The sequence below is a fragment of the Kitasatospora sp. NBC_00458 genome, from assembly GCF_036013975.1.
Lineage (GTDB): Bacteria > Actinomycetota > Actinomycetes > Streptomycetales > Streptomycetaceae > Kitasatospora.
Map to the genome: position 1 here is coordinate 4,985,001 of NZ_CP107904.1, position 25,536 is coordinate 5,010,536.

The following is a 25,536-nucleotide window of genomic DNA, read 5'->3' on the forward strand; positions in this document are numbered from 1 at the left end:
GCCAATCAAACTCCGTGATAGCTGGTTCTCCCCGAAATGCATTTAGGTGCAGCGTCACGTGTTTCTTGCCGGAGGTAGAGCACTGGATAGGCGATGGGCCTCACCGGGTTACTGACCTTAGCCAAACTCCGAATGCCGGTAAGTGAGAGCGTGGCAGTGAGACTGTGGGGGATAAGCTCCATGGTCGAGAGGGAAACAGCCCAGAACACCGACTAAGGTCCCTAAGCGTGTGCTAAGTGGGAAAGGATGTGGAGTCGCAGAGACAACCAGGAGGTTGGCTTAGAAGCAGCCACCCTTGAAAGAGTGCGTAATAGCTCACTGGTCAAGTGATTCCGCGCCGACAATGTAGCGGGGCTCAAGCACATCACCGAAGTCGTGTCATTGCAGCACATAGGGCCAACGCCTGCTGTGATGGGTAGGGGAGCGTCGTGTGCCGGGTGAAGCGGCGGTGGAAACCAGTCGTGGACGGTACACGAGTGAGAATGCAGGCATGAGTAGCGATACAAGAGTGAGAAACTCTTGCGCCGATTGACCAAGGGTTCCTGGGTCAAGCTGATCTGCCCAGGGTAAGTCGGGACCTAAGGCGAGGCCGACAGGCGTAGTCGATGGACAACGGGTTGATATTCCCGTACCCGCTTTGAAGCGCCAACGCTGAACCAGGTGATGCTAAAGCCGTGAAGCCGGCCCGGAGTCTTCGGACAAAGGGACGTGGTGGAGCCGCTGAACCAAGTCTGTATTAGGTGAGCGATGGGGTGACGCAGGAAGGTAGTCCAGCCCGGGCGGTGGTTGTCCCGGGGTAAGGGTGTAGGCCGAGTGATAGGCAAATCCGTCACTCATTGAGGCTGAGACCTGATGCCGAGCCGATTGTGGTGAAGTGGATGATCCTATGCTGTCGAGAAAAGCCTCTAGCGAGTTTCATGGCGGCCCGTACCCCAAACCGACTCAGGTGGTCAGGTAGAGAATACCGAGGCGTTCGGGTGAACTATGGTTAAGGAACTCGGCAAAATGCCCCCGTAACTTCGGGAGAAGGGGGGCCATTCCTGGTGACGGCACTTGCTGCCAGAGCTGGGGGTGGCCGCAGAGACCAGCGAGAAGCGACTGTTTACTAAAAACACAGGTCCGTGCGAAGCCGTAAGGCGATGTATACGGACTGACGCCTGCCCGGTGCTGGAACGTTAAGGGGACCGGTTAGCTCCACTTCGGTGGGGCGAAGCTGAGAACTTAAGCGCCAGTAAACGGCGGTGGTAACTATAACCATCCTAAGGTAGCGAAATTCCTTGTCGGGTAAGTTCCGACCTGCACGAATGGCGTAACGACTTCTCGACTGTCTCAACCATAGGCCCGGTGAAATTGCATTACGAGTAAAGATGCTCGTTTCGCGCAGCAGGACGGAAAGACCCCGGGACCTTTACTATAGCTTGATATTGGTGTTCGGTTCGGCTTGTGTAGGATAGGTGGGAGACTTTGAAGCAGCAACGCCAGTTGTTGTGGAGTCGTCGTTGAAATACCACTCTGGTCGTGCTGGATGTCTAACCTGGGTCCGTGATCCGGATCAGGGACAGTGTCTGGTGGGTAGTTTAACTGGGGCGGTTGCCTCCTAAAGAGTAACGGAGGCGCCCAAAGGTTCCCTCAGCCTGGTTGGCAATCAGGTGTTGAGTGTAAGTGCACAAGGGAGCTTGACTGTGAGACTGACGGGTCGAGCAGGGACGAAAGTCGGGACTAGTGATCCGGCGGTGGCTTGTGGAAGCGCCGTCGCTCAACGGATAAAAGGTACCCCGGGGATAACAGGCTGATCTTCCCCAAGAGTCCATATCGACGGGATGGTTTGGCACCTCGATGTCGGCTCGTCGCATCCTGGGGCTGGAGTAGGTCCCAAGGGTTGGGCTGTTCGCCCATTAAAGCGGTACGCGAGCTGGGTTTAGAACGTCGTGAGACAGTTCGGTCCCTATCCGCTGTGCGCGTAGGAGTGTTGAGAAGGGCTGTCCCTAGTACGAGAGGACCGGGACGGACGAACCTCTGGTGTGCCAGTTGTCCTGCCAAGGGCATGGCTGGTTGGCTACGTTCGGGAGGGATAACCGCTGAAAGCATCTAAGCGGGAAGCCTGCTTCGAGATGAGCACTCCCACCTCCTTGAGAGGGTAAGGCTCCCAGTAGACGACTGGGTTGATAGGCCGGATATGGAAGCCCTGTAAGGGGTGGAGTTGACCGGTACTAATAGGCCGAGGGCTTGTCCTCAGTTGCTCGCGTCCACTGTGTTGTTCTGAAACAACGACCCCCATGACATGGCCTGTCGTGGGTGCGGTTGACAGTTTCATAGTGTTTCGGTGGTCATAGCGTGAGGGAAACGCCCGGTTACATTCCGAACCCGGAAGCTAAGCCTCACAGCGCCGATGGTACTGCAGGGGGGACCCTGTGGGAGAGTAGGACGCCGCCGAACAATCATTCACAAAGAACCCCCGTCCGGGATACGGACGGGGGTTCTTTGCGTTTCCCTCCGATTCCCGTTGACGTATCGTCAGGGCATGGACGATGGAACGCCGACTACGGGCGACGCAACTGGCTCTGCGACCGGATCCGCCACCGGCTCCCCGACCGACGGCGCGGGGGTCGGCGCCGTCGTCGGAGCCGGCGTGCTGCGGCCCGAGCAACGTGACGGAGCCCTGGCCGTCCTGGAGGACGCCCGGGCGGTGGACGGTCGGGCGGCCGTCTCGGAGCAGGGGCGCCTGCGTCTGCGCTCCTCGGAGACGGCCCGGGCCGGAGTGACCCACTTCGTCGAGGCCGATGGCGAGGACGTCGTCGGCTACGGCCAGCTGGAGGTGCCGGAGGGGAGCGGTGCCAACCCGTCCGCCGAACTCGTCGTCGCGCCGGCCGTCCGCGGCCGGGGCTTCGGGCGTCCCCTGGTGGACGCCGTCCTCGTCGAGGCCGACCGGGCGGGTCGTGAGTACGTGGACTTCTGGGTGCACGGGGGCCATCCGGCGGCCCGGCACCTGGCCGACCGGTACGGGGCCGAGCTGGTCCGCGAGCTGCGGCAGATGCGTCGGACGGGACCGCAGACCGAGAGCGTGTCCCTTCCCGACGGGGTCGAGCTGCGGACCTTCCGTCCGGGCGAGGACGACGCGGAGTGGCTCCGCCTCAACGCCCTCGCCTTCGCCCACCACCCGGAGCAGGGTGCGTGGACCCAGCGGGACCTGGCCGACCGGCTGGCCGAGCCCTGGTTCGACCCGGCCGGCTTCTTCCTCGCCACCCGGGACGGCAAGGTGGTGGGCTTCCACTGGACCAAGGTGCACCCGGCGACCGCGACCGAGCCCGCGCTCGGCGAGGTGTACGTGGTCGGGGTCGATCCGGCTGAGCAGGGCAGCGGTCTCGGCCGGGCCCTCACGGCGGCAGGCCTGCGCCACCTGACGGGCACCGCAGAGGGCGAGCGCGGCCTGGAGACCGTATTGCTCTACGTCGACGCCGACAATCCGGCCGCCGTGCGGGTATATGAACGACTGGGATTCACGATCCACGAGATCGACCTGATGTACCGCACCCGGTACCGGGGTGACCGGAACGGCGACTGAGGCGCCGCGGCACCGATCGGCCCACCATCCGGACCACCGAACCACGAACCACCGACCACGAACCACAGACATCGACCGCAGCACCGATCGCACCACGGACGTCCGGCCGGCGCACCACCGGCGCCCGGCCGGTGCGGCGGCGGACGGCAGTCGGAGCAACGGGCCGCAGCCCGTCGCTCCGGCCGCGGCGGTGACCCGGAGGCGCGACACGGCCTAGCGGAGAAGGAGGCGCCGGGGCAACGGTCGTGCGCCCACGCCCCGGCTCCGACCGACTCAGCTTTCCTCCTGGCCATGCGGTGTTTACCGTGGATTCAATTAATGCCGCGAAGATCACAGGATGAAGTCCGTAGTGTCTCGCTCGTGCAGTATCGGCCGACACCCGCTGGCCGGTCCTGTGACGACTGCGCCGGGTGGGTGGGCGTTGGCGCTGGGCGAGGACGACGGCCCGCAGAGCAATTCGCGTCCGGACGCCGTCCTGCTGGAGGAGCTGGAGCCCATGAGCATCCCCCGCCCCGTCTCTGCCCCGCTGTCCCCGCCCGCCCGGTTGTCCAGTGCGCTCGGCATTCCGCCCGAGCTGCCGGCCACGGACGAGCAGGACTTCGAGGAGTTGCCGCAGGGCCGTTTCCTGGATCGTGAGCGCAGTTGGCTCGCGTTCAACGAACGTGTGCTGGAACTGGCCGAGGACCCCGGTATCCCCCTGCTCGAACGGGCCAAGTTCCTGGCGATCTTCGCCAGCAACCTGGACGAGTTCTTCATGGTCCGGGTGGCCGGCCTCAAGCGCCGGATCGCCACCGGGGTCGCCCAGCGCAGTGCGTCCGGGCTGCAGCCGCGCGAGGTGCTGGACCTGATCTGGACCCGCTCGCGCGAGCTCATGGCGCGGCACGCCGCCGCCTTCCAGCAGGAGGTGCTGCCTGACCTCGCGACCGAGGGGATCGAGCTGGTCCGCTGGTCCGAGCTGGCGGAGAAGGAGCAGGCGCGGCTGCACTCCCTGTTCCGGCAGAAGATCTTCCCGGTGCTCACCCCGCTGGCGGTGGACCCGGCGCACCCCTTCCCGTACATATCGGGGCTCTCCCTGAACCTGGCGGTCGTCGTGCGCAACCCGGTCTCCGGGCACAAGCACTTCGCCCGGGTGAAGGTGCCGCAGTCGCTGGCCCGCTTCCTGGAGGCCTCCCCGCAGCGGTACGTGCCGCTGGAGGACGTCATGGGGGCGCACCTGGAGGAGCTCTTCCCGGGGATGGAGGTGCTCGCGCACCACGCCTTCCGGGTGACCCGCAACGAGGACCTTGAGGTGGAGGAGGACGACACCGAGAACATCCTCAAGGCCCTGGAGAAGGAGCTGATGCGGCGGCGGTTCGGTCCGCCGGTGCGGCTGGAGGTCGAGGAGTCGATCGACCCGTACATCCTGGACCTGCTGGTGCGGGAGCTGAACATCACCGAGGCGGAGGTCTTCCCGCTGCCCGGTCCGCTCGACCTGACCGGTCTGTTCGGCATCGCCGAGCTGGACCGGCCGGAGCTGAAGTACCCGAAGTTCGTGGCGGGCACCGCGCGCGGGCTGACCGACGTGGAGTCGGCCTCCCAGCCGGACATCTTCGCCGCGATGCGCGAGCGGGACGTGCTGCTGCACCACCCGTACGACAGCTTCTCCACGTCGGTGCAGGCCTTCCTGGAGCAGGCCGCGGCCGACCCGGACGTGCTGGCGATCAAGCAGACGCTGTACCGGACCTCGGGCGACTCGCCGATCGTCGACGCGCTGATCGACGCGGCGGAGTCCGGCAAGCAGGTGCTGGTGCTGGTGGAGATCAAGGCGCGCTTCGACGAGCAGGCCAACATCAAGTGGGCCCGCAAGCTGGAGGAGTCCGGCTGCCACGTGGTCTACGGGCTGGTCGGGCTCAAGACGCACTGCAAGCTGTCGCTGGTGGTCCGGCAGGAGGGTGACACCCTGCGCCGCTACTCGCACGTCGGTACCGGCAACTACCACCCGAAGACGGCCCGGCTGTACGAGGACATCGGTCTGCTGACCTCGGACCCGCAGGTGGGCGCCGACCTCTCGGACCTGTTCAACCGGCTCTCCGGCTACTCGCGCCGAGAGTCGTACCGGCGGCTGCTGACCGCGCCGCGCGGGCTGCGGGACGGTCTGGTCTCGCGGATCCACAACGAGATCGCGAACCACCGGGCCGGCCGTCCGGCGTACGTGAAGCTCAAGGTCAACTCGATCGTCGACGAGGCCGTGATCGACGCGCTCTACCGGGCCTCGCAGGCCGGGGTGCCTGTGGACGTCTGGGTGCGCGGGATCAGCGCGATCCGGCCGGGTGTGCCGGGGCTGAGCGAGAACATCCGGGTGCGCAGCATCCTCGGGCGCTTCCTGGAGCACTCGCGGGTGTTCGTGTTCGGCAACAACGGCGATCCGGAGGTGTGGATCGGCAGCGCCGACATGATGCACCGCAACCTGGACCGCCGGATCGAGGCCCTGCTGCGGATCACCGATCCGGCGCACCGCGCGGAGCTGTCCGGGCTGATCGACCTCGGGGTGTCGGACGAGACGGAGTCCTGGCACCTCGGGCCGGACGGGTCCTGGACCCGGCACGCCCAGGACGCCGACGGCAAGCAGTTGCGGCACGTCCAGGACCTGCTCATCGACTCGCGTCAGCGCCGCCGGGCCGTCACCGCCCGGTGACGGCCGGTCGCCGCCACGACCCCGCTGACGCGAGACGCGACGACGCGACCGCGTGATCCACTGACGCGAGCCGCTGAGCGGTAGGGAGCCGCTGAGCGGTCGGCCACCAGCCCCGGGGACGGCCCCGGGGGAAACGGGGATCTACCTAGTCATGACCGATGCGCCGATGACGGCCCAGGCGGCCTCCACCGCGACCGCCGGGGACATCCTCTCCAGCCATCTCACCGCCCTGGCGAGTGCGTTCCTGCGCGCGCTGCCGCTGGCGGTGGGCGAGGTCGGCGCGAGACCGGGGGCGTCCGCCGTCCCGGCGGAGGGCGGCACCTCCGATCTGCTGCGGGCGGTGCGGCGGATCAACGGGCTGCTGCACACCTTCGGTGCGGCCTTCGAGCCGGGCTGGACGCGCGAGTCGCGGACGGAGCTGCGCTGGCTGCTCGACCTGCTGGCGCTGGAGCCGGGGTACGTGCGGCGGGCGGCCCGGCTGCTGGGCGCGCTGGACGGGCTGAACGGCAGCGAGGCGGACGGTCCGGGCATGCTGGCCGGGCACGTGGGGGCGCCGAAGGCCCGGGCGCTGCTGGACCGGCAGCTGACCCTGGCGCGGACCAGGGCGCACTCGACGGTGCTGCAGGAGCTGCGGTCGGCGCGGCTGCACGCGCTGGCGGACCGGATGACGCTGCTGGTGGCGGAGGCGCCGCTGGCGGAGTCGGCCGGCGGCCGGGCGGGCACGGTGCTGCTGCCGCAGGCGGGGGCGGCGTTCACCGCGCTGGTGCTGGGTGCCCAGCAGCTGCCCCTGCAGCGGGCGGCGACGCCGTACGGCGGGGACGGCCTGCGCCGGCTGGCCTCGGTGCCGCACCCCCTGCCGGCCCAGGGGCAGGAGGTGCCGAAGGCCCGGGGGGCGCTGGACGCGGACGCGGCGCTGGCGGCGGACGACGCGCCGTGGCACCGGGTGCGGGTGCTGGTGAAGCGGGCCCGGTACGCGCTGGAGGTGTGCGGGCGGCCGTCGGCGGTGCTGGACGAGCTGGACGGGGTGCTCGCGCGGCACCAGGAGGCCTCGGACGCGGCGGTGACGGCGGCGACGGCGGCGCGCACGCCGCGGATCACCCCGGCGACCGCGTACGTGCTGGGCGTGGTCCACGCCGACCAGCGGTTGGAGGTGGAGGCGGCGCGGTACGCCTTCGGGCGCTGCTGGCCGGAGCTGCCGCCCGGGCTGGAGGCCTGGCTGGAGCTTCCGCCGGCCGGGGGCTGGGGGGCGGCGGCGGAATCCCGGACGGCCTGAGGTGGGCGGTCGGTCGGCGGGTCCCGGCCGGGGGCCGGTGGTGCTGGCGGCGGGGGCGGTGCTCTGGCTTCCGGGCCGGGTGAAGAAGAGCGGCAGGCTGGGGCGGCCGCGGATCGCGGTGATCCACCGGCCCAAGTACGACGACTGGAGCCTGCCGAAGGGGAAGCTGGACCCGGGCGAGGGCGTGGTCGAGGCGGCGCTGCGCGAGGTGTGGGAGGAGACCGGGTTCACCTGTGTGCTGGGGCAGGAACTGCCGGCCCAGCACTACCTGGCGCAGGGCCGGCCCAAGGAGGTCCGGTACTGGGCGGCGGTGCCGGCGGCGGGGGAGTTCCGGCCGAACCGGGAGGTGGACCGGCTGGAGTGGCTGCCGGCCGGGAAGGCCAGGGCCCGGTTGACCCACGAGCGGGACCGGGGGCTGGTCGACGCGCTGCTGGAGCTGCTCGGGGCGCGGCCGGTGCGGGTGCCGCCCGCGGAGCGGTGAAGGAACGGTGGAAGTGATCTAGCCGCGCCCCTCCCGTGACGCAACCGTTACTACCTGACGTAGTTTCCTGCCATCCGTTCGAGGTTCACTCCCCGTTCACTTACGACCGGCTGACGCGTCACCTACCCGGCTTAACTTCGGTGTCACCGGAGGGCCGAACGGGCCCCGGACCACAGCAAAACCCGCGCTCCGCCGTGTCGTGCACGGCCCGCGCGCAGGGCAATGCCACAGAAAGGGACACCCTGTGAAGCTCCAGCGGAACGGCCGCTCCAAGGCCCTCGCGATCGGTGCCATGGCGCTCGTCAGCTCGCTGTCGCTCGCCGCCTGCGGTTCGGACGAGAACACCACCACCACCGGCACCGCCTCGGGCAGCGGCTCCGCCGCCCCGGCCGCCAAGATCGAGTGCGGCCCGAAGCCCGCCGCGCTGCTCGCCGCCGGCTCCACCGCCCAGGGCAACGCGATCGACGTCTGGAAGACGAACTTCGCCGCGGCGTGCAAGGAGTCCTCCGTCAACTACGGCGGCGGCGGTTCGGGCGCCGGTGTCCAGCAGTTCACCCAGGGCAAGGTCCAGTTCGCCGGTTCCGACTCGCCGCTGAAGCCGGCCGAGGTCGACGCGACCAAGGCGATCTGCACCGGTGGCCAGGGCATCAACCTGCCGCTCGTCGCCGGCCTGATCTCGATCGTCTACAACGTGGACGGCGTCGACAACCTGGTCCTCGACGGCCCGACCCTCGCCAAGATCTTCGACTCGCAGATCACCAAGTGGAACGACTCGGCGATCGCGGCGCTCAACCCGGGCGCCAAGCTGCCCGACGCCGACATCCAGGCCGTCCACCGCACGGACGACTCCGGCACCAACGAGAACCTGACCAAGTACTTCGCCAAGGTCTCCAACGGCGCCTGGTCCTACCCGGCCGCCAAGGCCTGGGCCGGCAAGGGCGGCCAGGGCGCGAACGGCTCCGCCGGTGTCGCCGCCCAGGTGAAGCAGGTCAAGAACTCGATCAGCTACGCCGAGCTGTCCTACGCCCAGACCAACAACCTGAAGAGCGCCGCCATCAACACCGGCGCCTCCAAGCCGGTCGAGGCCACCGCCGCCAACGCCGCCACCACCTTCGCCAAGGCGAAGATCGCGGGCACCGGCAGCGACCTGGCGCTGACCCTCGACTACGGGACGAAGGAAGAGGGCTCGTACCCGATCGTCCTGGTGACCTACGAGATCGTCTGCGACAAGGGCAACAAGGCCGAGAGCCTCGACGCCCTGAAGGCGTTCCTGACCTACGCGGCCAGCGAGGCCGGCCAGAAGGCCGTCGGCGAGGCGGGCTACGTCCCGCTCCCGAAGGAGCTGACGGACAAGGCCAACGCGATCATCCCGACGCTGGCCTGACCCCAGTAGCACCTCCGGTGGAGCGGCCCCGTGGACGAGGGGGGCCGGGGCCGCTCCACCGGATGCAGTGACCTAGCAACACGTCCGGGGCACCGCCGCCAGGGTGCCGCCCCCTCGGGGCAGCACCACCAGACCGGAGTAGACCAATGACTTCATCCACCCCTGCCGCCCCGCGAGGCAGGGAAAGCCGCAAGCGCGACAGCCGGGTCGGCGACAAGATCTTCATGAACCTGTCCCGCGGGTCGGGCATCCTGCTGCTGGTCATCATGGCCGCCATCGCAGGCTTCCTGACCTGGCGCGCGGGTATCGCCCTGACCAAGAACGAGGGCAACTTCCTCACCACCTTCGAGTGGACGCCGGACGCCCCGAAGCCGGTCTTCGGCATCGCCGTCCTCGCGTTCGGCACCATCGTCAGCGCGGCGATCGCGATGGCGATCGCCGTCCCGGTGGCCATCGGGATCGCGCTGTACATCTCGCACTACGCGCCGCGGCGGATCGCCCAGCCGTTCGCCTACCTGGTGGACCTGCTGGCGGCCGTGCCCAGCATCATCTACGGCCTCTGGGGCGCGCTCTTCCTGGTGCCGCACCTGTACGGGCTGACCAGCTGGTTGGACGAGTACCTCGGCTGGACGTACATCTTCGACCAGTCCAAGGTCGGCACCGCCCCGCGCACCCTGTTCACCGTCGGCATCCTGCTGGCCATCATGATCCTGCCGATCATCACCGCGGTCAGCCGCGAGGTCTTCCGGCAGGTGCCGCGGATGCACGAGGAGGCCGCGCTCGCGCTCGGCGCGACCCGCTGGGAGATGATCCGCACCGCGGTGCTGCCCTTCGGCCGCCCCGGCATCATCTCGGCCTCGATGCTCGGCCTCGGCCGCGCGCTCGGCGAGACCATCGCCGTCGCGGTCGTGCTCTCCGCCAACAACGTGCTCTCGCTGCACCTGCTCGACCCGGGCGGCGGCACCTTCGCGCAGAACATCGCGCTGAAGTTCAGCGAGGCCCAGCCCTTCGGCCGCGACGCGCTGATGGCCTCCGGTCTCGTCCTGTTCGTGATCACCCTGCTGGTGAACGGTGCCGCGCGGCTGATCGTCGCCCGCCGCAAGGAGTACTCGGGGGCCAACGCATGAGCGCCGCGACCACTTCCGCCCCGGCGGACGCCCGCCCGGTCGGCCGCCCGCTGACCGCCAACCGGCTCCCCAAGTGGGCCCCGGCCGCCATCGCCGTCGGCTCGATCGTCCTCGGCTGCGGCATCGGACTGATCGGCGGCCTGGAGAGCAAGCTCCAGTGGGGGCTGATCTCCGCGATCCTCTTCCTCGGCATCAGCTACGGGCTCGCGGCCCAGGTCGAGGGCCGCCGGCAGGCGAAGGACCGCTTCGCCACCTCGCTGGTCTGGGTGGCCTTCATCCTGGCCGTCATCCCGCTGCTCGCGCTCATCACCTACACCGTCCAGCAGGGCGCCGAGGTGGTGGACGGCTACTTCCTGACGCACTCCATGAAGGGCGTGCGGTACTCGGGCCCCGGCGGCGGCATCTACCACGCGCTGATCGGCACCATCCAGCAGGTGCTGCTGGCCACCCTGATGGCGGCGCCGATCGGTCTGCTGACCGCCGTCTACCTGGTCGAGTACGGCCGCGGCACGCTCGCCAAGGCGGTCACCTTCTTCGTCGACGTCATGACGGGTGTCCCGTCGATCGTCGCCGGTCTGTTCATCCTGTCCCTGTGGAACATCGCCCTCGGCTTCAGCTACTCGGGCTTCTCGGGCAGCCTCGCGCTGGCCATCCTGATGATGCCGGTGGTGGTCCGCTCCACGGAGGAGATGCTCAAGCTCGTCCCGAACGAGCTGCGCGAGGCGTCGTACGCCCTCGGTGTGCCGAAGTGGAAGACCATCCTGCGGATCGTCCTCCCCACCGCCATCGGCGGCATCACCACCGGTGTGATGCTCGCGGTCGCCCGCATCACGGGTGAGACCGCGCCGGTCATGATGCTGGTCTTCGGTGCGGACATCATCAACTCCAACCCGTTCGACGGACCGCAGCAGTCGCTGCCGATGTACATCTGGCAGCAGTACGCCATGGTGAACAACGACTTCGGCTACGCCCGTGCCTGGGGCGCCGCGCTCGTGCTGATCGCCTTCGTGATGGCGCTCAACCTCATCGCCCGGGGCATCGCACGCTGGCGCTCGCCCAAGGGCGGACACTGACCGACTGACGTACGACCGGCATCTACTAGCGGCCCCCGGCCGCGGGCTGAAAGAAGACGAAAGAACATGGCCAAGCGCATCGACGTCAGCGGACTGTCCGCCTTCTACGGCAGCACCAAGGCCATCGAGGACATCTCGATGAGCATCGAGCCCCGCTCGGTGACGGCCTTCATCGGCCCCTCGGGCTGCGGCAAGTCGACCTTCCTGCGGACCCTCAACCGGATGCACGAGGTGATCCCCAACGCCCGGGTCGAGGGCAAGGTCCTCCTGGACGACGAGAACCTGTACGGGACGAGCATCGACCCGGTCGCCGTCCGCCGCGCGGTCGGCATGGTCTTCCAGCGCCCGAACCCGTTCCCGACCATGTCGATCTACGACAACGTGGTCGCCGGGCTCAAGCTCGCGGGCGTCCGCAAGAAGTCCGTCCTCGACGGCGTGGTGGAGAAGTCCCTCCAGGGCGCCAACCTCTGGAACGAGGTCAAGGACCGCCTGAACAAGCCGGGCGCCGGCCTCTCCGGCGGCCAGCAGCAGCGCCTCTGCATCGCCCGCGCCATCGCGGTCGAGCCGCAGGTCCTGCTGATGGACGAGCCCTGCTCCGCGCTCGACCCGATCTCCACCCTCGCCATCGAGGACCTGATCGGCGAGCTGAAGTCGCAGTTCACCATCGTGATCGTGACGCACAACATGCAGCAGGCGGCCCGTGTCAGCGACCGCACCGCCTTCTTCAACCTGGCCGGCGTCGGCCAGCCGGGCAAGCTGATCGAGCTCGACGACACCCAGCGGATCTTCTCCAACCCGTCCGTCCAGGCGACCGAGGACTACATCTCGGGCCGCTTCGGCTAGACCGCCGCACCTCCGTCACGGGCCGGCCTCCGGCTCCCGCCCCCGGTCCCCGTTCTTCGGGCCGGGAGCGGGGCCGGGGGCCGGCCGACGGACCTCAGCTGCTCCGCGGTGCTGCATGGCGGTGCCGCCGCGGAGCATGGAAAAGGGCCCGCCCCCGAGATGTGGGGGCGGGCCCTGTCACGTCCGCGCGGTCCGGGCGCGGGTCCTGTGCCACGTCCGCGCGGTCCGGGTGCCGGCCGGTGGGTCCCGGAGCGGACGCGGGGCCGGTGGTCCCGGAGCGGGAGCGGGCCGGGAGCGGGCGCGGGCCCGGCGGCCGGGCCTCCCCGGCCGCCGGCCGTCAGCCCCAGAACAGGTGGACGAGCCAGTACATCAGCGCTGCGACGATGGCGGCCGCCGGCATCGTGATGAACCAGCCGAGCACGATGTTCTTCGCGACGCCCCAGCGCACCGCGCGGATCCGCTTGGTGGCCCCCGCACCCATGATCGCCGAGGTGATCACGTGGGTGGTGGAGATCGGCGCCTTGAACACGAACGACGTGATGTACATGACGGTCGAGGCGGTGGCCTCGGCCGCGAAGCCCTGCGGCGGGTCCAGCTCGATGATCTTCCGGCCGAGGGTCCGCATGATCCGCCAGCCACCCGCGTAGGTGCCCAGCGACAGCATGGTGGCGCAGGAGATCTTCACCCAGACCGGGATCGGGTCGCCCTCGCTCTCGTGGCCCGAGATGGTGAGGGCCATCACCACGATGCCCATGGTCTTCTGGGCGTCCTGCAGACCGTGCGCGAGGGCCATGGCGGCGGCCGACGCGGTCTGCGCGACCCGGAAGTTGCGCTTGGCCCGGTGCGGGTTGGCCCGCCGGAAGATCCAGAGGATCGCCAGCATCACCAGGAAGCCGCCGATCAGGCCGACCACCGGCGAGACGATCATCGGGATGACGATCTTGTCGAGGACCCCGCTCCAGATCACCTCGGTGCCGCCGGCCAGCGCCGCGCCCACCATGCCGCCGAACAGCGCGTGCGAGGAGGAGGACGGCAGGCCGAAGTACCAGGTGACGAGGTTCCAGGCGATCGCCCCGACCAGCGCGGCGAACAGGATCGCCATCCCCTGGTTGCCGGACGGGGTCTCGATGATCCCCTGGGAGACGGTGTGGGCGACCCCGCTGCCCAGGAAGGCTCCCGCGAGGTTCATCACCGCGGCCATCGCGAGCGCGGCCCGGGGGGTGAGCGCCCGGGTCGAGACCGAGGTGGCGATCGCGTTCGCCGAGTCGTGGAAGCCGTTGGTGTAGGTGAAGAAGAACGCAACGCCGATGACGGCGATGAGTGCAGCCGTGTCCACGAGGGTCAGGACTCCTTGACCGCGATGGTCTCCACCGTGTTGGCGACGTGCTCGAAGGCGTCCGCCGCCTGCTCAAGGACGTCCACGACCTGCTTGAGCTTGAGCACCTCGATGGCGTCGTACTGGCCGGAGAAGAGGTGGGCGAGCAGCTTGCGGTGGATCTGGTCCGCCTGGTTCTCCAGTCGGTTGACCTCGATCCAGTACTCGGTCAGGTTGGACATGCTGCGCAGGTTCGGCATCGCCTCGCAGGTGAGCTCGGCGGCCCGGGCCAGCACCTCGATCTGCTGCTCGATGCCCTTGGGGAGGGTCTGGATGTCATAGAGGACGACCAGGTCGACGGCCTCCTCCATGAAGTCCATGATGTCGTCCAGCGACGAGGCGAGGTTGTAGATGTCCTCGCGGTCGAAGGGCGTGATGAAGGACGAGTTCAGCTGGTGGAAGATCGCATGGGTGGTGTCGTCTCCGGCGTGCTCGGCGGCGCGCATGCGCTCGACGATCTCCGCGCGGGCCGACACGTCTGATCCCAGCAGTTCCAGCAGGAGCTTCGAACCGACGACCAGGTTCTCCGCGGCAGCGGTGAACATGTCGTAGAAGCTCGTCTCCTTCGGGGTCAGGCTAAAACGCACGGAAATCTCCGATGTGCGGGGTAGGGGACTGAACGATGCTAGGTGCAACCAAGCGCAATTGCGCAAACGGGGTGGCGAAGAGGAGGCGGAACTTCCCCTTCCGTTCGGCTGCCGCAGCAGTGGACCGACCTGCACCCCGGACGCGGGCGTGAGCCCCCAGTCTGACGGAACCTCGCCCGGATCGCCCCTGCCGTGCGCGGGAAGAGTCGGGTGTTCCCCGGACGGGGGAACCGCGCGCGGACGCCGGGCCCGCGGCCGTCCCGCGCCCGCCGGCCACGCCGCAGGAACACCACGACCGGTCCCGGTGTTGGACACTGGAAGCCGACGCAGCCAACCAGGCACTCAGACGAAGGCGGGCCGATGACCACCACGCAAGCGCGCACCGAGCCGGAGCCGGTGCCCGGGGCGGAACCGCACGGCGAGCGGACCGCGCCGGACGCGACCACGTCGGACGCCGTCACCGCCGGGCCGGCCGCCGCGGCCACGGCCGCCGCCGTGCCGTCGGCCGACGCGCACGCCGGCCACCACGGTGCGCCCGGGCCGCACGGGTACAGCGCGCAGAAGGACGCGCACCTCAAGCGGCTGCGCCGGATCGAGGGCCAGATCCGCGGTCTGCAGCGGATGGTCGACGAGGACGTCTACTGCATCGACGTGCTCACCCAGGTCTCGGCCGGCACCAAGGCCCTGCAGTCCTTCGCGCTCTCGCTGCTGGAGGAGCACCTGCGGCACTGCGTCGCCGCGGCCGCCGAGGAGGGCGGCACCGAGCTGGACGCCAAGGTCGCCGAGGCCACCGCGGCGATCGGCCGACTGCTGCGCAGCTGAGAACGCGCGTCCGGCCCGGTCCGTCCGCCCCGCCGGGCCCCCGGGCCGACCGCCCGGGTGGGCCGCACTCACCCGCCGTGGCCGCCGGAACGCCCTGCGGTCGAGGGCGCGCAGGGACAGCGACAAGAAATAGGGGGCGTGCGTCGAAGGGTGCGCGCCCCGGGCGCGCACCGTCCGTCCCGGCGCCGGGCGCGCATGGCCGACCTTCGCGTAGATGGTCCTCCCGGACACGGCCTTCCCGGACACGGTTCTCCCGTACACGGCCCTCGCGTACGGCCCTCCCGTGCCGACCGGACCGCTCTAGCCGTCCTGCTCCCCGTGGTCCCGTCCGGACCCGGCGGCCGGACCGCCGCCCGCCCGGTCGAGGAGCACCTCGTCGATCCGCTCGGTCGGCAACCGGTCCCCGCTGCTCGCCGTGGCCGCGATCATCAGCTCGCCGGCCAGCTCGATCTCGTCGAGGGCCGCGTCGTCGTGGCCGCCGCTGCGGCTGCCCGTGGACGACATCACCTGCACCACCCCTTCAGCGCCTCGCCAGCCCGGGCGGCAGCCACCCGGCGTCCAGCCTAGGCACTCCGGGGCCCGCCCACATGGCACGGACGGGCCATCTCGGCGCCGCCGAAACGGGTGGCCCGACAGGTGTCCCGGCCCCACCCGCTCCGGCGGCGCCCCCTCTGGCCCCGCTCCCGGCCCCGCGCCGACCGGTCACCGGGAGCGGCTCCCGGACGCTACTTCGGGCTCTCGGTGGGCTTCATCGCGTAGATGTCGGAGGCCGGCGGCTCGGCGGCCTCCACCGGCTTCCCGAACTCCGTCAGCGAGGTCGTCGAGACCACCTTCACCTGGTCCTTCGACTCCTTGGACCCGGCGACCCCGGCGAAGGTGAAGACCTCGACCACCTTGTGCAGCCGGCCCTGCTCGTCCAGCCAGACGTCGTACGGGACCTCCTTGACCGTGAAGGTCTGCGCCGCCATCCGCAGCCCGTCCCCGCCCCGGCCGCCGGTGGCGTCGGCCGCCTTGGCGAGGTCCAGGGTGCCGCGGAAGTGCTTCAGCGCCGCCCCGCCCACCGTCTCGGTGCCGACCAGCTCCGCCTTCTGCGCGCCGCGCAGCGCCCCCGCCGCGGAGGCCGGGTCGGTGGCGCCGCCGCTGACCAGGTTGCCGTCCGGCAGCTGGCGGACGTCCAGCTTGACCCATTTGCCCTCGGGCACCTTGGCGCCGCTGTTCTGCAGGTAGACGGTGCCCGGCAGCAACACCTCGACGATCTTGCCGGTGGTCGCCGCGCCCGGTGGCACCTGCACCTCCAGCCGGCCGATCCGCTTCACGTAGTCGTAGCCGCCGGTGCCGGTGAAGACGGCCTTCTTGTCGGCGGACTCGGTCACCAGCTCGGTGGCGGCGTGCGCGGAGCCGGTCCGGCCGGTGATGTCGGCGGCGTTGCGGACCGCCGTCAGCGGGTCGGCGGCGAGCTGGTCCGGGCCGCTGCTCGCCTGCTGGTCGGCCGAGGCGCCGCCGGCGCCGTCCGAGCAGCCGGTCAGTCCGGCCAGGACGGCCGCGAGCAGTGCGGCCCCCGCCGCCGGGCGCAGTCGCGGTCCGGTCCGGCCGGTCCGCCGACCGCTGCGCTGCTGGTCGGTCATCTTCATCCTCGCGACAACCCCCTCGGGCCCGACTGCCCCGCCGGCCACCGGTGGGTGGGCAGAGCTCTTTCCGGGCAAACGAGTTGACGCGGCAGGGGTTACGCGGGGCCCGGCGCGCGCCGGGTGTCGCGCGCCGGGTGCGGGAATCGGTCCGGGGCGTCGCGCCAGGGGGCCCGGGCACGTTACCGTGAAGCACGTGCACAGTGAGCTGCCGGCCGCGCCCGGCACCACCCGGATGCCCGAGCACCGTGTCGCGATCAGCGAGCGCGGTTCCTTCTGCTTCGCGACCTGCGTCTGCGGCTGGTTCTCCGCGGCCCGCCGTTCGCGCGACCTCACCCGTCGGGAGGCCGCTGACCACCTCGCCGCCAACGGCGGGGAGGGCGGGTAGCGCCGGGGCGCGGGTCCGTGCGAGCAGCCTGCGTCCGGACCAGGGCCCCGGGACCGGGCCTACTGGGACCGCGGGCCGGGCCCGACGTGGCCGACCGGCGCAGCCGAACGGGGCGGTCGGGGCCGGGCCGTCAGGCCGCCAGATCGGACTCGGGCGGCTGCTCGTCGGCCCGGACAGCGCCCCGGGAGCCACCGCCGCGTCGGCGCCCGCCCGTCCGTCGGCCGCCGCTGCCGCCGCTGCCGCCCTGAGGGGCGCGGATCAGCGGAGCGAGCGCCGTCCGGCCGATCGCGTGGCAGAGCGGGACGAGCACGGCCATCGCGATCGGCGCCAGCAGCAGCACCACCGCGGTGGCCAGTGCGAAGCCGCCGATCACGTCGGTGGGGTAGTGGACGCCCATGTACATCCGGCAGAAGCCCTGCAGCAGGGCCAGGACCCCGGCGATCCAGCCGAGCCGCCGGTTCACCAGGAAGAGCGCCACCGCGATGCCCATCGACATCGTGGAGTGGTCGCTGACGAAGGAGTACGTGCCCGCCTTGCCCTCGACCAGCACCTCCAGACCGGCGTGGTCGACGAAGGGGCGGGGGCGGTCCACGATGGCGGAGATCGGCAGGTTGGCCAGTTCGGCGACGGCGACCGCGATCGGGGCCCAGAGCAGCCCGGCGACGGCCACCGGGGCGTCCGGGCGGCGTCTGGCCTGGAGCCAGCCGATCAGGCCGAGCAGGGCCAGACCGAGCAGGATGCCGTACTCGCCGATCCAGGAGACCGTGTGGTCGAGCCAGGCCGGGGAACGCTCGGCCAGGCCGTTGACGGCGTAGAGGAGGTCGAGGTCGGGGTTGGTCGTGTCGGCAAGCGGCGTCGACACGCCGCACCTCCTTCTGGTCCGCAGCACCTGATCGTTCCGGCCGTGGTCCGCGCAGCGCCGCCCAGGCCAGGTGGGCTGACGCGGGACCATCGGACACAACGTCATAACCGGTGCACAGCGTTCCACGGAAACACGCGGTTATGGAAACTTGACTCAGCGTCCACACCGCACTCACACCCGGCGGGCGAGGGCGATCAGCTCTTTGCGGATTGTTGACCTGTACCTGCCGCGCCGGGGCCGGTGGCGACCGGGCCCCTGGCCGCCGCCGGCGCGGGGGTCCCGGCGGCGGGCCGACCGGCCGGCGCAGCGGGGGCCGGGGCGGCCGCCGCTGCGCCGGAGGCGTTCGAGGCGGTCGGGGTCGAGGCGGTCGGGGTCGAGGCGGTCGGGTTCGCGGCGGGGGTGGTCGGGGCCGCCGGGTCGCCCGGCCGGCTCGGGGCGATCACGGTGCCGTCCGCGTTGCGCACGGGCAGGGCCTCGGCGGCGTCCGAGGTGACCCGGGTGGCCCCGATGTACTCCTTCGTATCGATCTTGTCGTAGCGGATCACCGCGTTGGTGTGCGGAGCGTTGATCATGTACCCGCCGCCGACGTAGATGCCGACGTGGTGGATGCTGCGCGGGTCGCTCAGGTCGGTCGCCCAGAACACCAGGTCGCCCGGGCGCAGCTGGTCACGGGAGGGGTGCGGCCCGGCGTACCACTGGTCGTTGGCGACCCGGGGCAGCTTGATGCCCACGGACTCGAACGCGGCCCGGGACAGCCCCGAGCAGTCGAACCGCCCGTTCTGCGACTCCAGGCCGTCGCCGCCCCAGAGGTAGGGGGTGCCGAGCTTCGTCTGGGCGAAGTAGATCGCGCCCGCCGCCTGCGCGGAGACCTCCACCGGTGCGACCGGCGCGGCGAAGCTGCGGGCCGACGCGAGGATGTTCCGCACGTAGCCCTGGGTCTCCCGGTACGGCGGCACGCCCTGGTACTTCGTCACCGCGCCCGGGCCGGCGTTGTAGGCGGCCAGCATGTTCGACTGGCGGTCACCCGGGACCTTGGCGACGTAGGCGGCCAGTGCGCAGTCGAACGTGGCCGCGGAGGCGATCGCGTCCAGCGGGTCCCACGGGTCCTTCCGGCCGTCGTTGTTGCCGTCCGTGCCGTATGCCGTCCAGGTGTCGGGCATGAACTGCGCCAATCCCTGGGCGCCGACGTAGGAACGGGCGCGCGGGTCGAAACCGCTTTCCTGGTAGAGCTGCGCCGCGAGCAGTGGTGGCGAGAGGTCCGGGCAGAGCTGACCCCACTGCTGGATCGGCCCCTGGTACGCCGCCGGAACGGTTCCCGAGGAGAGGCCGGCGCGATTGCCCGACTGTTGTGGTGTCCCACTCGCCGCGAACGTCCCGACGGTCACCAGACCGACGAAGCCGATCAGGACAACTCCCGCAGCGGCGGCGGCCGTACCGGCCTTCCGGAGTACCATCAGCACCATCCCGACGAATCGTCAGTCGAAGTGTCCCGGAAGGCGTTGCTCACCGCAATCATCAGAGATACAAAGAGTGAGCGCTATCCTTCGTACGGTGGACATCCTCGCGTACGTGTCCGATGCCTCACGACCAATCTGCGAGAAGTAGCCAAGTCGACATCAGATCTGGCCAAGAATAGGTACCGACCCTTCGCGCGGGCGGGGTCTGGGCCCTTGAATTTGCCTGATCGGGCGGTGAGATGGAAATGAACCTGAGCAGCGTGGACAGCATCGCGATCGGCCACCTGGCCGAGGACCCTCCTAAGAAGCCGAATATCGACACCATCATCGGCGGGATCGCCCCGGACTGGGGCCCGTTCGCGAGCCTCGGCTCCGAGGCCCGGGTGATGGTCCAGGTCGTCATGGCCGTGGCGATCCTGGCCTGCCTCGGCCTCGCCGTCTGGGGTGCGGCCAAGCAGCGGATCGGTGCGACCGCGATGCGTGACAGCTTCGGTGCCGAGCAGGGCAAGGGGCTGATCATCGCCGGTCTGACCGGCGTGTTCATCATCGGATCACTCGGAACTCTGTTCACCATTGTGTACGGAATGGCCATCTGACGATCGGACAGATCCGGCGGTGACGGAGCGGGGAGGCGGGGGCTGCCCGCCACCGGACCGCCCGCCTGACCGGACGACCGGCCGCCGGCCGCGACCCGTCGGAGCCCCGCCGGGAGTCCACCCCACCACCCCTCCCTCCGCGCCCGCCCACGGGCGGAGGGGCCCCCGGAGCCACCCCGGCTCCCCGCACCAGGAGGGCCGCCGTGCCGTTGTCCGACGACCAGCCGCACACCCGTACGCGGCTGCCGGTCGGTGAACAGCCCTCGTCCCTCGCGACAAGCCGTCAGCAACGGCCGCTGAGGACCCTGATGACGGTCCTGGCGGTGGTCACCCTCCTGGTGGTCGCGATCTCCATCGCCAACCGGGGCAAGCCCGACCCGACCACCACCACGGCCACCGCGGCCGGCTCCGCCGACCGGGCCGCCCCGAGCGCCGCCTCCGGCGCGGGCCCCGCGCCCAGCGGCGACCAGCCCGTGGCCACCACCACGAACGGCATCGCCGCCGGCCACCCGCACACCGACCAGGGCGCCCAGTCGGCCGCGGCCAACTACGCGGTGGCCATCGGCTCCACCGACATGTTCCGCGCCGACAGCCGTCACACCATCGTCGCCACCATCGCCGACCCCGCCGCCGCCCCGGCCCTCCAGGCCCGCCTGGACCAGGGGTTCGGCGGCGACACCGTGACCCGCTACGGCCTCGACGCCCAGGGCCGCGCGCCCAAGGGCCTCACCTTCGTCAGCCGCACCGTTCCGGTCGGCACCAAGGCAGTCGGCTACAGCGACGCCGAGACCAAGGTCGAAGTCTGGTGCACCGGCCTCACCGGCCTCGCCGGCGAACGGTCCGTCCTGCCGGTCGTGGCGAACTGGTTCACGCTCACCTTCACGCTCCGCTGGACGGGCAGCGACTGGAAGCTCACCGACTACGCCAGCCGGCAGGGCCCCGCCCCCATGCCCGGCGACCAGCAGGCCGCCACCGCCGAGGAGATCACCGGCGCCGTCCAGCAGTTCGGGGGTTTCCGTTATGCCCGCTGACCACGTACCGAACCGTCGTAGCACGCGCCGAGGTGCCGTCGCCACGCCTTCCGGTCACAGCACCGCCCGTCGGGCCGGCGCGGTGGCGGGTGCCGTGGCGACCCTCCAGCTCGGGGCGCTGCTCGTGGCGCAGCGGGTGTTCGCCGAGCCGTCACCGACGGCGACGCCGTCGCCCGGTGCGACGCCGACGGCCACACCCAGTGCGAACTGCCCTGACCTCCCGATCTCGGGAAACGGCATTCTCTGCGTCGACAAGCCCGGCGGGGGGGCCTCCATCCCCGGGAGTGGGACGGTGGGGGGTGTGACGGATCCGCTGGGGTCGTTGGCGAAGGGGTGTGCGCAGGCCGCGGCGTGGGTGGTGCGGAAGCTGTCGGGGGCGATCGACGGGACGACGGAGGTGGACTTCACCAACGCGTCGTTCCTGCAGCAGTACGCGGTGGTGTTCGCCGCGTCGACGATCATCACCCTGGTGCTGTGGCTGCTGGCCGTGACCAAGCGGGCGGTCCGCGGGGCGCCGCTGGCGACGGCGTTGTCGGAGGCGATCGGGTTCCTCTGGCTGACGGTGGTGGCCTCGGCGTTCACGCCGCTGATCCTGTACACCGTGGTGAGTGCGACGGACGGGCTGACCAAGGCGATCGCGGTGGGGACGAAGTCGGACACCGGGACGTACCTGGGGGGGTTCGCGGACACCCTGGAGAAGGGTGACATGGGCGGCGGTCCGCTGATCTTGATCATCGTCTCGCTGGTGGCCGTGCTGGCGGCGGCGGTGCTCTGGATCGAGCTGCTGATCCGGGCGGCGATGCTGTACGTGGGCGCGCTGCTGGGGACGGCGGTGTACGCGGGGCTGGTGGACAAGCAGTTGTGGAAGCACGTGCGCCGCTGGGCGGGGCTGATGGTGGCGGTGGACCTGGCGAAGCCGATCATCGTGATCATCCTCGGGCTGGCCGGTGCGGTGGCGGCCGGGGCGGGTGCGACCGACGACTTCGCCCGGGTGCTGTCGGGGTTGGCGATCCTCTTCCTGTCGATCTTCGCGAGCGCCGCCGTGTACCGGTTCGTGCCGGGCTTCGGCGACGAGATGGTGAACATGCGCCAGGCCCGGGCCAGCGCGGTGTCGGCCGGATCGGCGATGATCAACGGGACCGCGAACCTGATGAAGCAGGGCATCACCACCCACGGCGACCGCGGTCCGCAGCCGGGCGGCGGCGGTTCGGGCGGGGGCGGCGGCTCGGTCGCGCCGGGCATCGCCGCCCACGCGGCGCGGACGCCCGCGCCGCCGCAGCAGGCCGGGCCGCCGGCCCAGGCCGCGGGGGCGATCCGCGACAGCAATCCAGCGAAGGGAGGGTGACGGGTAAGTGAGCAGCGAACCGCTCGGCCAGTACGGTGCCCAGTACGCCCAGTCGTACGTGCACCAGCGCCGTACCTATCTGATCGGCAAGGCCCGCCCGAACGCGCCGATCGGCCGGAACCGCGAGTCCGGCGAGATCGTGCTGATCATCTTCGGGGCCTTCCTCGGTATGGTCTGGGGCCTGATGATGCCGATCCTGCCGTTGCGGATCGGGGGCCTGGTGGGCCTGCCCCTGCTGGCGATCGCGGCGGTCTACGTGCCGTACCGGCGCCGGACGTTCTACAAGTGGGTGGAGATCAACCGCACCTACCGCCGGACGGTCCGCAGCGGGCGCGGGGTGTGGAAGTCGGAGGTGATGGACGCCGGGACGCGGCTGGACGGCCGCGAGGTGGAGATCGGCCCGCCGCCGGGGGTCGGGCGGCTGCGCTGGCTGGCCGCGCCGTTCGGGCCGGACGAGGTCGGGGTGCTGATGCACCTGGAGCGGCGCACGGTGACCGCGGCGATCGAGATCGAGGGCCCGGGCGTCGGGCTGCGGGACTCGGAGGACCAGGAGGCGCTGGTCGACCGGTTCGGGACGCTGCTGAAGCACGTCGCCAACGGGGACGGCTTCGTGACCAGGCTGCAGATCCTCGCCCGCACGCTGCCGGCCGACCCGGACGCGCACGCCAAGGACGTGGAGCGGCGCGGGGACCCGGATTCGCCGCGCTGGCTGAAGGACTCGTACGACCAGTTGCAGTCGATGGTGTCGACCTCCTCCGAGCAGCACCGGGCGTACCTGGTGGCGTGCATGCACTACACCCGGGACCTGGCGGCCGAGGCGCACGCGATGGGCCGGACGGCGACCGGGCGGCGGGCGCGGGACGACGAGGGGCTGGCCGCGGTGATGGCCCGCGAGCTGACCGACATCTGCGCGCGGCTGGCGGAGGCGGACATCCGGGTGCGGCAGCCGCTGGGCCAGGCCCGGCTCTCCTCGCTGCTGCACTCGATGTACGACCCGGACCACCCGATCGACCACATCCAGGCGATGTCGAAGCGGAACGCCTGGCCGGCCGAGCTGGACGCGACGCACCCGCAGTACCTCCAGGCGAAGACCCGCGAGTCGGCGACCCGGGAGCCCTGGTGCCACGCCACGGCGTGGGTCAAGGAGTGGCCGCTGACCCCGGTCGGCGTCAACTTCCTGGCGCCGCTGCTGGTGCACACCCCGGACGTGATCCGGACGGTGGCGGTGACGATGGACCTGGAGCCCACCGACGTCGCGATCGAGCGGATGCTCACCGAGAAGACCAACGACGAGGCGGAGGCGAGCCGCGCCGCCAAGATGAACCGCACGGTCGACCCCCGCGACCTGGCCCACACCGGCCGGGTGGACCAGCGCGGTGACGACCTGGCGTCGGGCGCGGCCGGGGTCAACCTGGTCGGCTACATCACGGTCTCCTCGCGCAACCCGGACGCGCTGGCCCGGGACAAGCGGACGATCCGCGCCTCGGCCGGCAAGAGCTACCTGAAGCTGGAGTGGTGCGACCGCGAGCACCACCGCGCCTTCGTCAACACCCTGCCGTTCGCCACCGGCATCCGCCGCTGATCCACCTGGAGGCCCCGCATGGCGATCGGCAACCTCACCGACGCGTTCACCAGCCTGATGTACGGCAAGGTGGAGACCACCCGGCTGCCGGTGCGCACCTCGACCGGCCAGGCGCAGGCGGTCTACCTGCCGACGGCCGCGCCGGGCCTGGGTGACTCGGGCGTGATCATCGGGCGCGAGGTGTACAGCGGCAAGGGGTACGTCTACGACCCGTTCCAGCTGTACGGGCAGCAGCTTCCGGCGCCGCACTGGCTGGTGCTCGGCGAGTCCGGGAACGGCAAGTCCGCGCTGGAGAAGACCTACGTGCTGCGCCAGCTGCGGTTCCGGGACCGGCAGGTGGTGGTGCTGGACGCGCAGGGCGAGGACGGGGTCGGCGAGTGGAACCTGATCGCCAACGCGCTCGGCATAAAGTCGATCCGGCTGGACCCGATGGCGGCCCGGGACGGCGGGGTGAAGCTCAACCCGCTGGACCCGGCGATCACCCAGACCGGGCAGTTGTCGCTGCTGCGCACCATCGTCGAGGTGGCGATGGGGCGGGGTCTGGAGGAGCGCGCGGGGTTCGCGCTGAAGGCCGCGCACGCGCACGTGGTCGCCAGTGTGCTGGACCGGCAGCCGGTGCTGGACGACATCATCGACACCCTGCGCAACCCCGAGCTGTCCTCGGTGGAGTCGCTGGGGGTGGCGGTGGACGAGGTGCAGTCCTGGGGCCTGGACGTGGCGCTGGTGCTGGACCGGCTGGTCGACGGTGACCTGCGGGGCATGTTCGACGGTTCGACCACCGACGGCATCGACCTGGACGCGCCGCTGATCGTCTTCGACCTCTCGCACATCGACCGGAACTCGATCGCGATGCCGATCCTGATGGCGATCGTCGGGGTCTGGCTGGAGCACACCTGGATCAGGCCGGACCGGAAGAAGCGGATCTTCCTGGTCGAGGAGGCCTGGCACATCATCAACAGCCCGTTCGTGGCCCAGCTGTTCCAGCGCCTGCTGAAGTTCGGCCGCCGGTTGGGCCTCTCCTTCGTGGCGGTGGTGCACCACCTGTCGGACGTGGTGGACGGCGCGGCGGCCAAGGAGGCCTCGGCGATCCTGAAGATGGCCTCCACCCGGACGATCTACATGCAGAAGGCGGAGGAGGCGCGGGCCACCGGCCGGGTGCTGGGTCTGCCGCGCTGGGCGGTGGAGATCATCCCCACACTTTCGCCGGGCATCGCGGTCTGGGACGTCAACGGGAACGTCCAGGTGGTGAAGCACATCATCACCGAGGCGGAGCGCCCACTGGTCTACACCGACCGCGCGATGACCGAGGACGCCGTGGCCGAACGGGTCCGTGCGGAGCGCCACTTGGCGGCCGAGCCCGGCGTCTGAGCCGGCGCCGGGGGTGCTTCCGGCGCCCCGGCGCGCGCTCCGGAGGCGCCGGTGGCGGGTGCCCGCCGGGGGGCCTCCGGG

General features: G+C 70.4%; 22 protein-coding genes and 2 rRNA genes (1 of these 24 cut by a window edge). 17 read left to right on the forward strand and 7 right to left on the reverse strand.

Going from position 1 to position 25,536, the window contains the following annotated elements:
* From OG550_RS20730 to pstB, 10 genes are all read left to right on the forward strand, one after another.
* Positions 1-2,234: ribosomal RNA gene (locus tag OG550_RS20730) — 23S ribosomal RNA — on the forward strand (it extends 887 nt beyond the left edge of the window).
* 85 nt (positions 2,235-2,319) lie between these two features.
* Positions 2,320-2,436: ribosomal RNA gene (rrf, locus tag OG550_RS20735) — 5S ribosomal RNA — on the forward strand.
* A gap of 85 nt (positions 2,437-2,521) precedes the next feature.
* On the forward strand, positions 2,522-3,562 hold the full coding sequence (mshD, locus tag OG550_RS20740) for a mycothiol synthase (RefSeq protein WP_327679692.1): 1,041 nt from the start codon (positions 2,522-2,524) through the stop codon (positions 3,560-3,562).
* 496 nt (positions 3,563-4,058) lie between these two features.
* On the forward strand, positions 4,059-6,236 hold the full coding sequence (locus tag OG550_RS20745; protein ID WP_327684007.1) for an RNA degradosome polyphosphate kinase: 2,178 nt from the start codon (positions 4,059-4,061) through the stop codon (positions 6,234-6,236).
* 151 nt (positions 6,237-6,387) lie between these two features.
* Complete coding sequence (locus OG550_RS20750) at positions 6,388-7,509, forward strand: CHAD domain-containing protein (RefSeq protein WP_327679694.1); 1,122 nt, start codon at positions 6,388-6,390, stop codon at positions 7,507-7,509.
* 1 nt (position 7,510) lies between these two features.
* Entirely contained in the window at positions 7,511-7,990 is a 480-nt protein-coding gene (locus OG550_RS20755) for an NUDIX hydrolase (RefSeq protein WP_442906039.1), read from the forward strand.
* A gap of 244 nt (positions 7,991-8,234) precedes the next feature.
* Positions 8,235-9,374 carry a phosphate ABC transporter substrate-binding protein PstS gene (gene pstS, locus OG550_RS20760; protein ID WP_327679696.1) on the forward strand — a complete coding sequence of 380 codons (1,140 nt, stop codon included), beginning with the start codon at positions 8,235-8,237 and terminating at the stop codon, positions 9,372-9,374.
* 146 nt (positions 9,375-9,520) lie between these two features.
* Positions 9,521-10,501 (forward strand): phosphate ABC transporter permease subunit PstC, encoded by a 981-nt coding sequence (pstC, locus tag OG550_RS20765; RefSeq protein WP_327679698.1) that lies wholly within the window; start codon positions 9,521-9,523, stop codon positions 10,499-10,501.
* Positions 10,498-11,574 (forward strand): phosphate ABC transporter permease PstA, encoded by a 1,077-nt coding sequence (gene pstA / locus OG550_RS20770; protein ID WP_327679700.1) that lies wholly within the window; start codon positions 10,498-10,500, stop codon positions 11,572-11,574. Before pstC ends, pstA begins: the two co-directional genes overlap by 4 nt.
* Positions 11,575-11,640: 66 nt before the next feature.
* Positions 11,641-12,417 (forward strand): phosphate ABC transporter ATP-binding protein PstB, encoded by a 777-nt coding sequence (gene pstB, locus OG550_RS20775; protein ID WP_327679701.1) that lies wholly within the window; start codon positions 11,641-11,643, stop codon positions 12,415-12,417.
* 337 nt (positions 12,418-12,754) lie between these two features.
* Here the strand turns inward: pstB and OG550_RS20780 are convergent, their stop codons facing one another.
* The gene (locus tag OG550_RS20780; RefSeq protein WP_327679703.1) at positions 12,755-13,753 is read right to left on the reverse strand and encodes an inorganic phosphate transporter; all 999 of its coding nucleotides are present in this window, start codon (positions 13,751-13,753) and stop codon (positions 12,755-12,757) included.
* 5 nt (positions 13,754-13,758) lie between these two features.
* Positions 13,759-14,379 (reverse strand): DUF47 domain-containing protein, encoded by a 621-nt coding sequence (locus OG550_RS20785; RefSeq protein ID WP_327679705.1) that lies wholly within the window; start codon positions 14,377-14,379, stop codon positions 13,759-13,761.
* Between the two features lie 360 nt (positions 14,380-14,739).
* On the opposite strand from OG550_RS20785, the gene OG550_RS20790 reads away from it, so the two are divergent.
* Entirely contained in the window at positions 14,740-15,201 is a 462-nt protein-coding gene (locus OG550_RS20790; protein WP_327679707.1) for a metal-sensitive transcriptional regulator, read from the forward strand.
* A 300-nt stretch (positions 15,202-15,501) separates the two neighbouring features.
* Here OG550_RS20790 and OG550_RS20795 read toward each other — a convergent pair whose 3' ends face one another.
* A complete protein-coding gene (locus tag OG550_RS20795) occupies positions 15,502-15,708 on the reverse strand; it encodes a hypothetical protein (protein WP_442906040.1) in 207 nt (68 codons plus the stop codon).
* A gap of 218 nt (positions 15,709-15,926) precedes the next feature.
* Positions 15,927-16,826, reverse strand: a complete 900-nt coding sequence (locus OG550_RS20800) for a hypothetical protein (protein ID WP_327679709.1) — start codon at positions 16,824-16,826, stop codon at positions 15,927-15,929.
* 196 nt (positions 16,827-17,022) lie between these two features.
* Here OG550_RS20800 and OG550_RS20805 point away from each other — a divergent pair, with 196 nt between their 5' ends.
* A complete protein-coding gene (locus OG550_RS20805; RefSeq protein ID WP_327679711.1) occupies positions 17,023-17,214 on the forward strand; it encodes a hypothetical protein in 192 nt (63 codons plus the stop codon).
* A gap of 130 nt (positions 17,215-17,344) precedes the next feature.
* On the opposite strand, the gene OG550_RS20810 is transcribed toward OG550_RS20805, so the two are convergent.
* Complete coding sequence (locus tag OG550_RS20810) at positions 17,345-18,076, reverse strand: phosphatase PAP2 family protein (protein WP_327679713.1); 732 nt, start codon at positions 18,074-18,076, stop codon at positions 17,345-17,347.
* 194 nt (positions 18,077-18,270) lie between these two features.
* On the reverse strand, positions 18,271-19,539 hold the full coding sequence (locus OG550_RS20815) for a C40 family peptidase (protein ID WP_442906041.1): 1,269 nt from the start codon (positions 19,537-19,539) through the stop codon (positions 18,271-18,273).
* Between the two features lie 239 nt (positions 19,540-19,778).
* On the opposite strand from OG550_RS20815, the gene OG550_RS20820 reads away from it, so the two are divergent.
* Complete coding sequence (locus tag OG550_RS20820; protein ID WP_327679716.1) at positions 19,779-20,129, forward strand: hypothetical protein; 351 nt, start codon at positions 19,779-19,781, stop codon at positions 20,127-20,129.
* Between the two features lie 203 nt (positions 20,130-20,332).
* Positions 20,333-21,160: a hypothetical protein gene (locus OG550_RS20825; RefSeq protein ID WP_327679718.1), complete on the forward strand. Its 828-nt coding sequence runs from the start codon at positions 20,333-20,335 to the stop codon at positions 21,158-21,160.
* Between the two features lie 54 nt (positions 21,161-21,214).
* On the opposite strand, the gene OG550_RS20830 is transcribed toward OG550_RS20825, so the two are convergent.
* A complete protein-coding gene (locus OG550_RS20830) occupies positions 21,215-21,400 on the reverse strand; it encodes a hypothetical protein (protein ID WP_327679720.1) in 186 nt (61 codons plus the stop codon).
* A 61-nt stretch (positions 21,401-21,461) separates the two neighbouring features.
* On the opposite strand from OG550_RS20830, the gene OG550_RS20835 reads away from it, so the two are divergent.
* From OG550_RS20835 to OG550_RS20845, 3 genes are read left to right on the forward strand one after another with little or no spacing between them, the layout of a single operon-like run.
* Positions 21,462-22,505, forward strand: a complete 1,044-nt coding sequence (locus OG550_RS20835) for a hypothetical protein (RefSeq protein ID WP_327679722.1) — start codon at positions 21,462-21,464, stop codon at positions 22,503-22,505.
* A gap of 7 nt (positions 22,506-22,512) precedes the next feature.
* On the forward strand, positions 22,513-24,087 hold the full coding sequence (locus tag OG550_RS20840; RefSeq protein ID WP_327679724.1) for an SCO6880 family protein: 1,575 nt from the start codon (positions 22,513-22,515) through the stop codon (positions 24,085-24,087).
* 18 nt (positions 24,088-24,105) lie between these two features.
* On the forward strand, positions 24,106-25,455 hold the full coding sequence (locus OG550_RS20845; RefSeq protein ID WP_327679726.1) for an ATP-binding protein: 1,350 nt from the start codon (positions 24,106-24,108) through the stop codon (positions 25,453-25,455).
* Positions 25,456-25,536 lie beyond the last annotated feature (81 nt).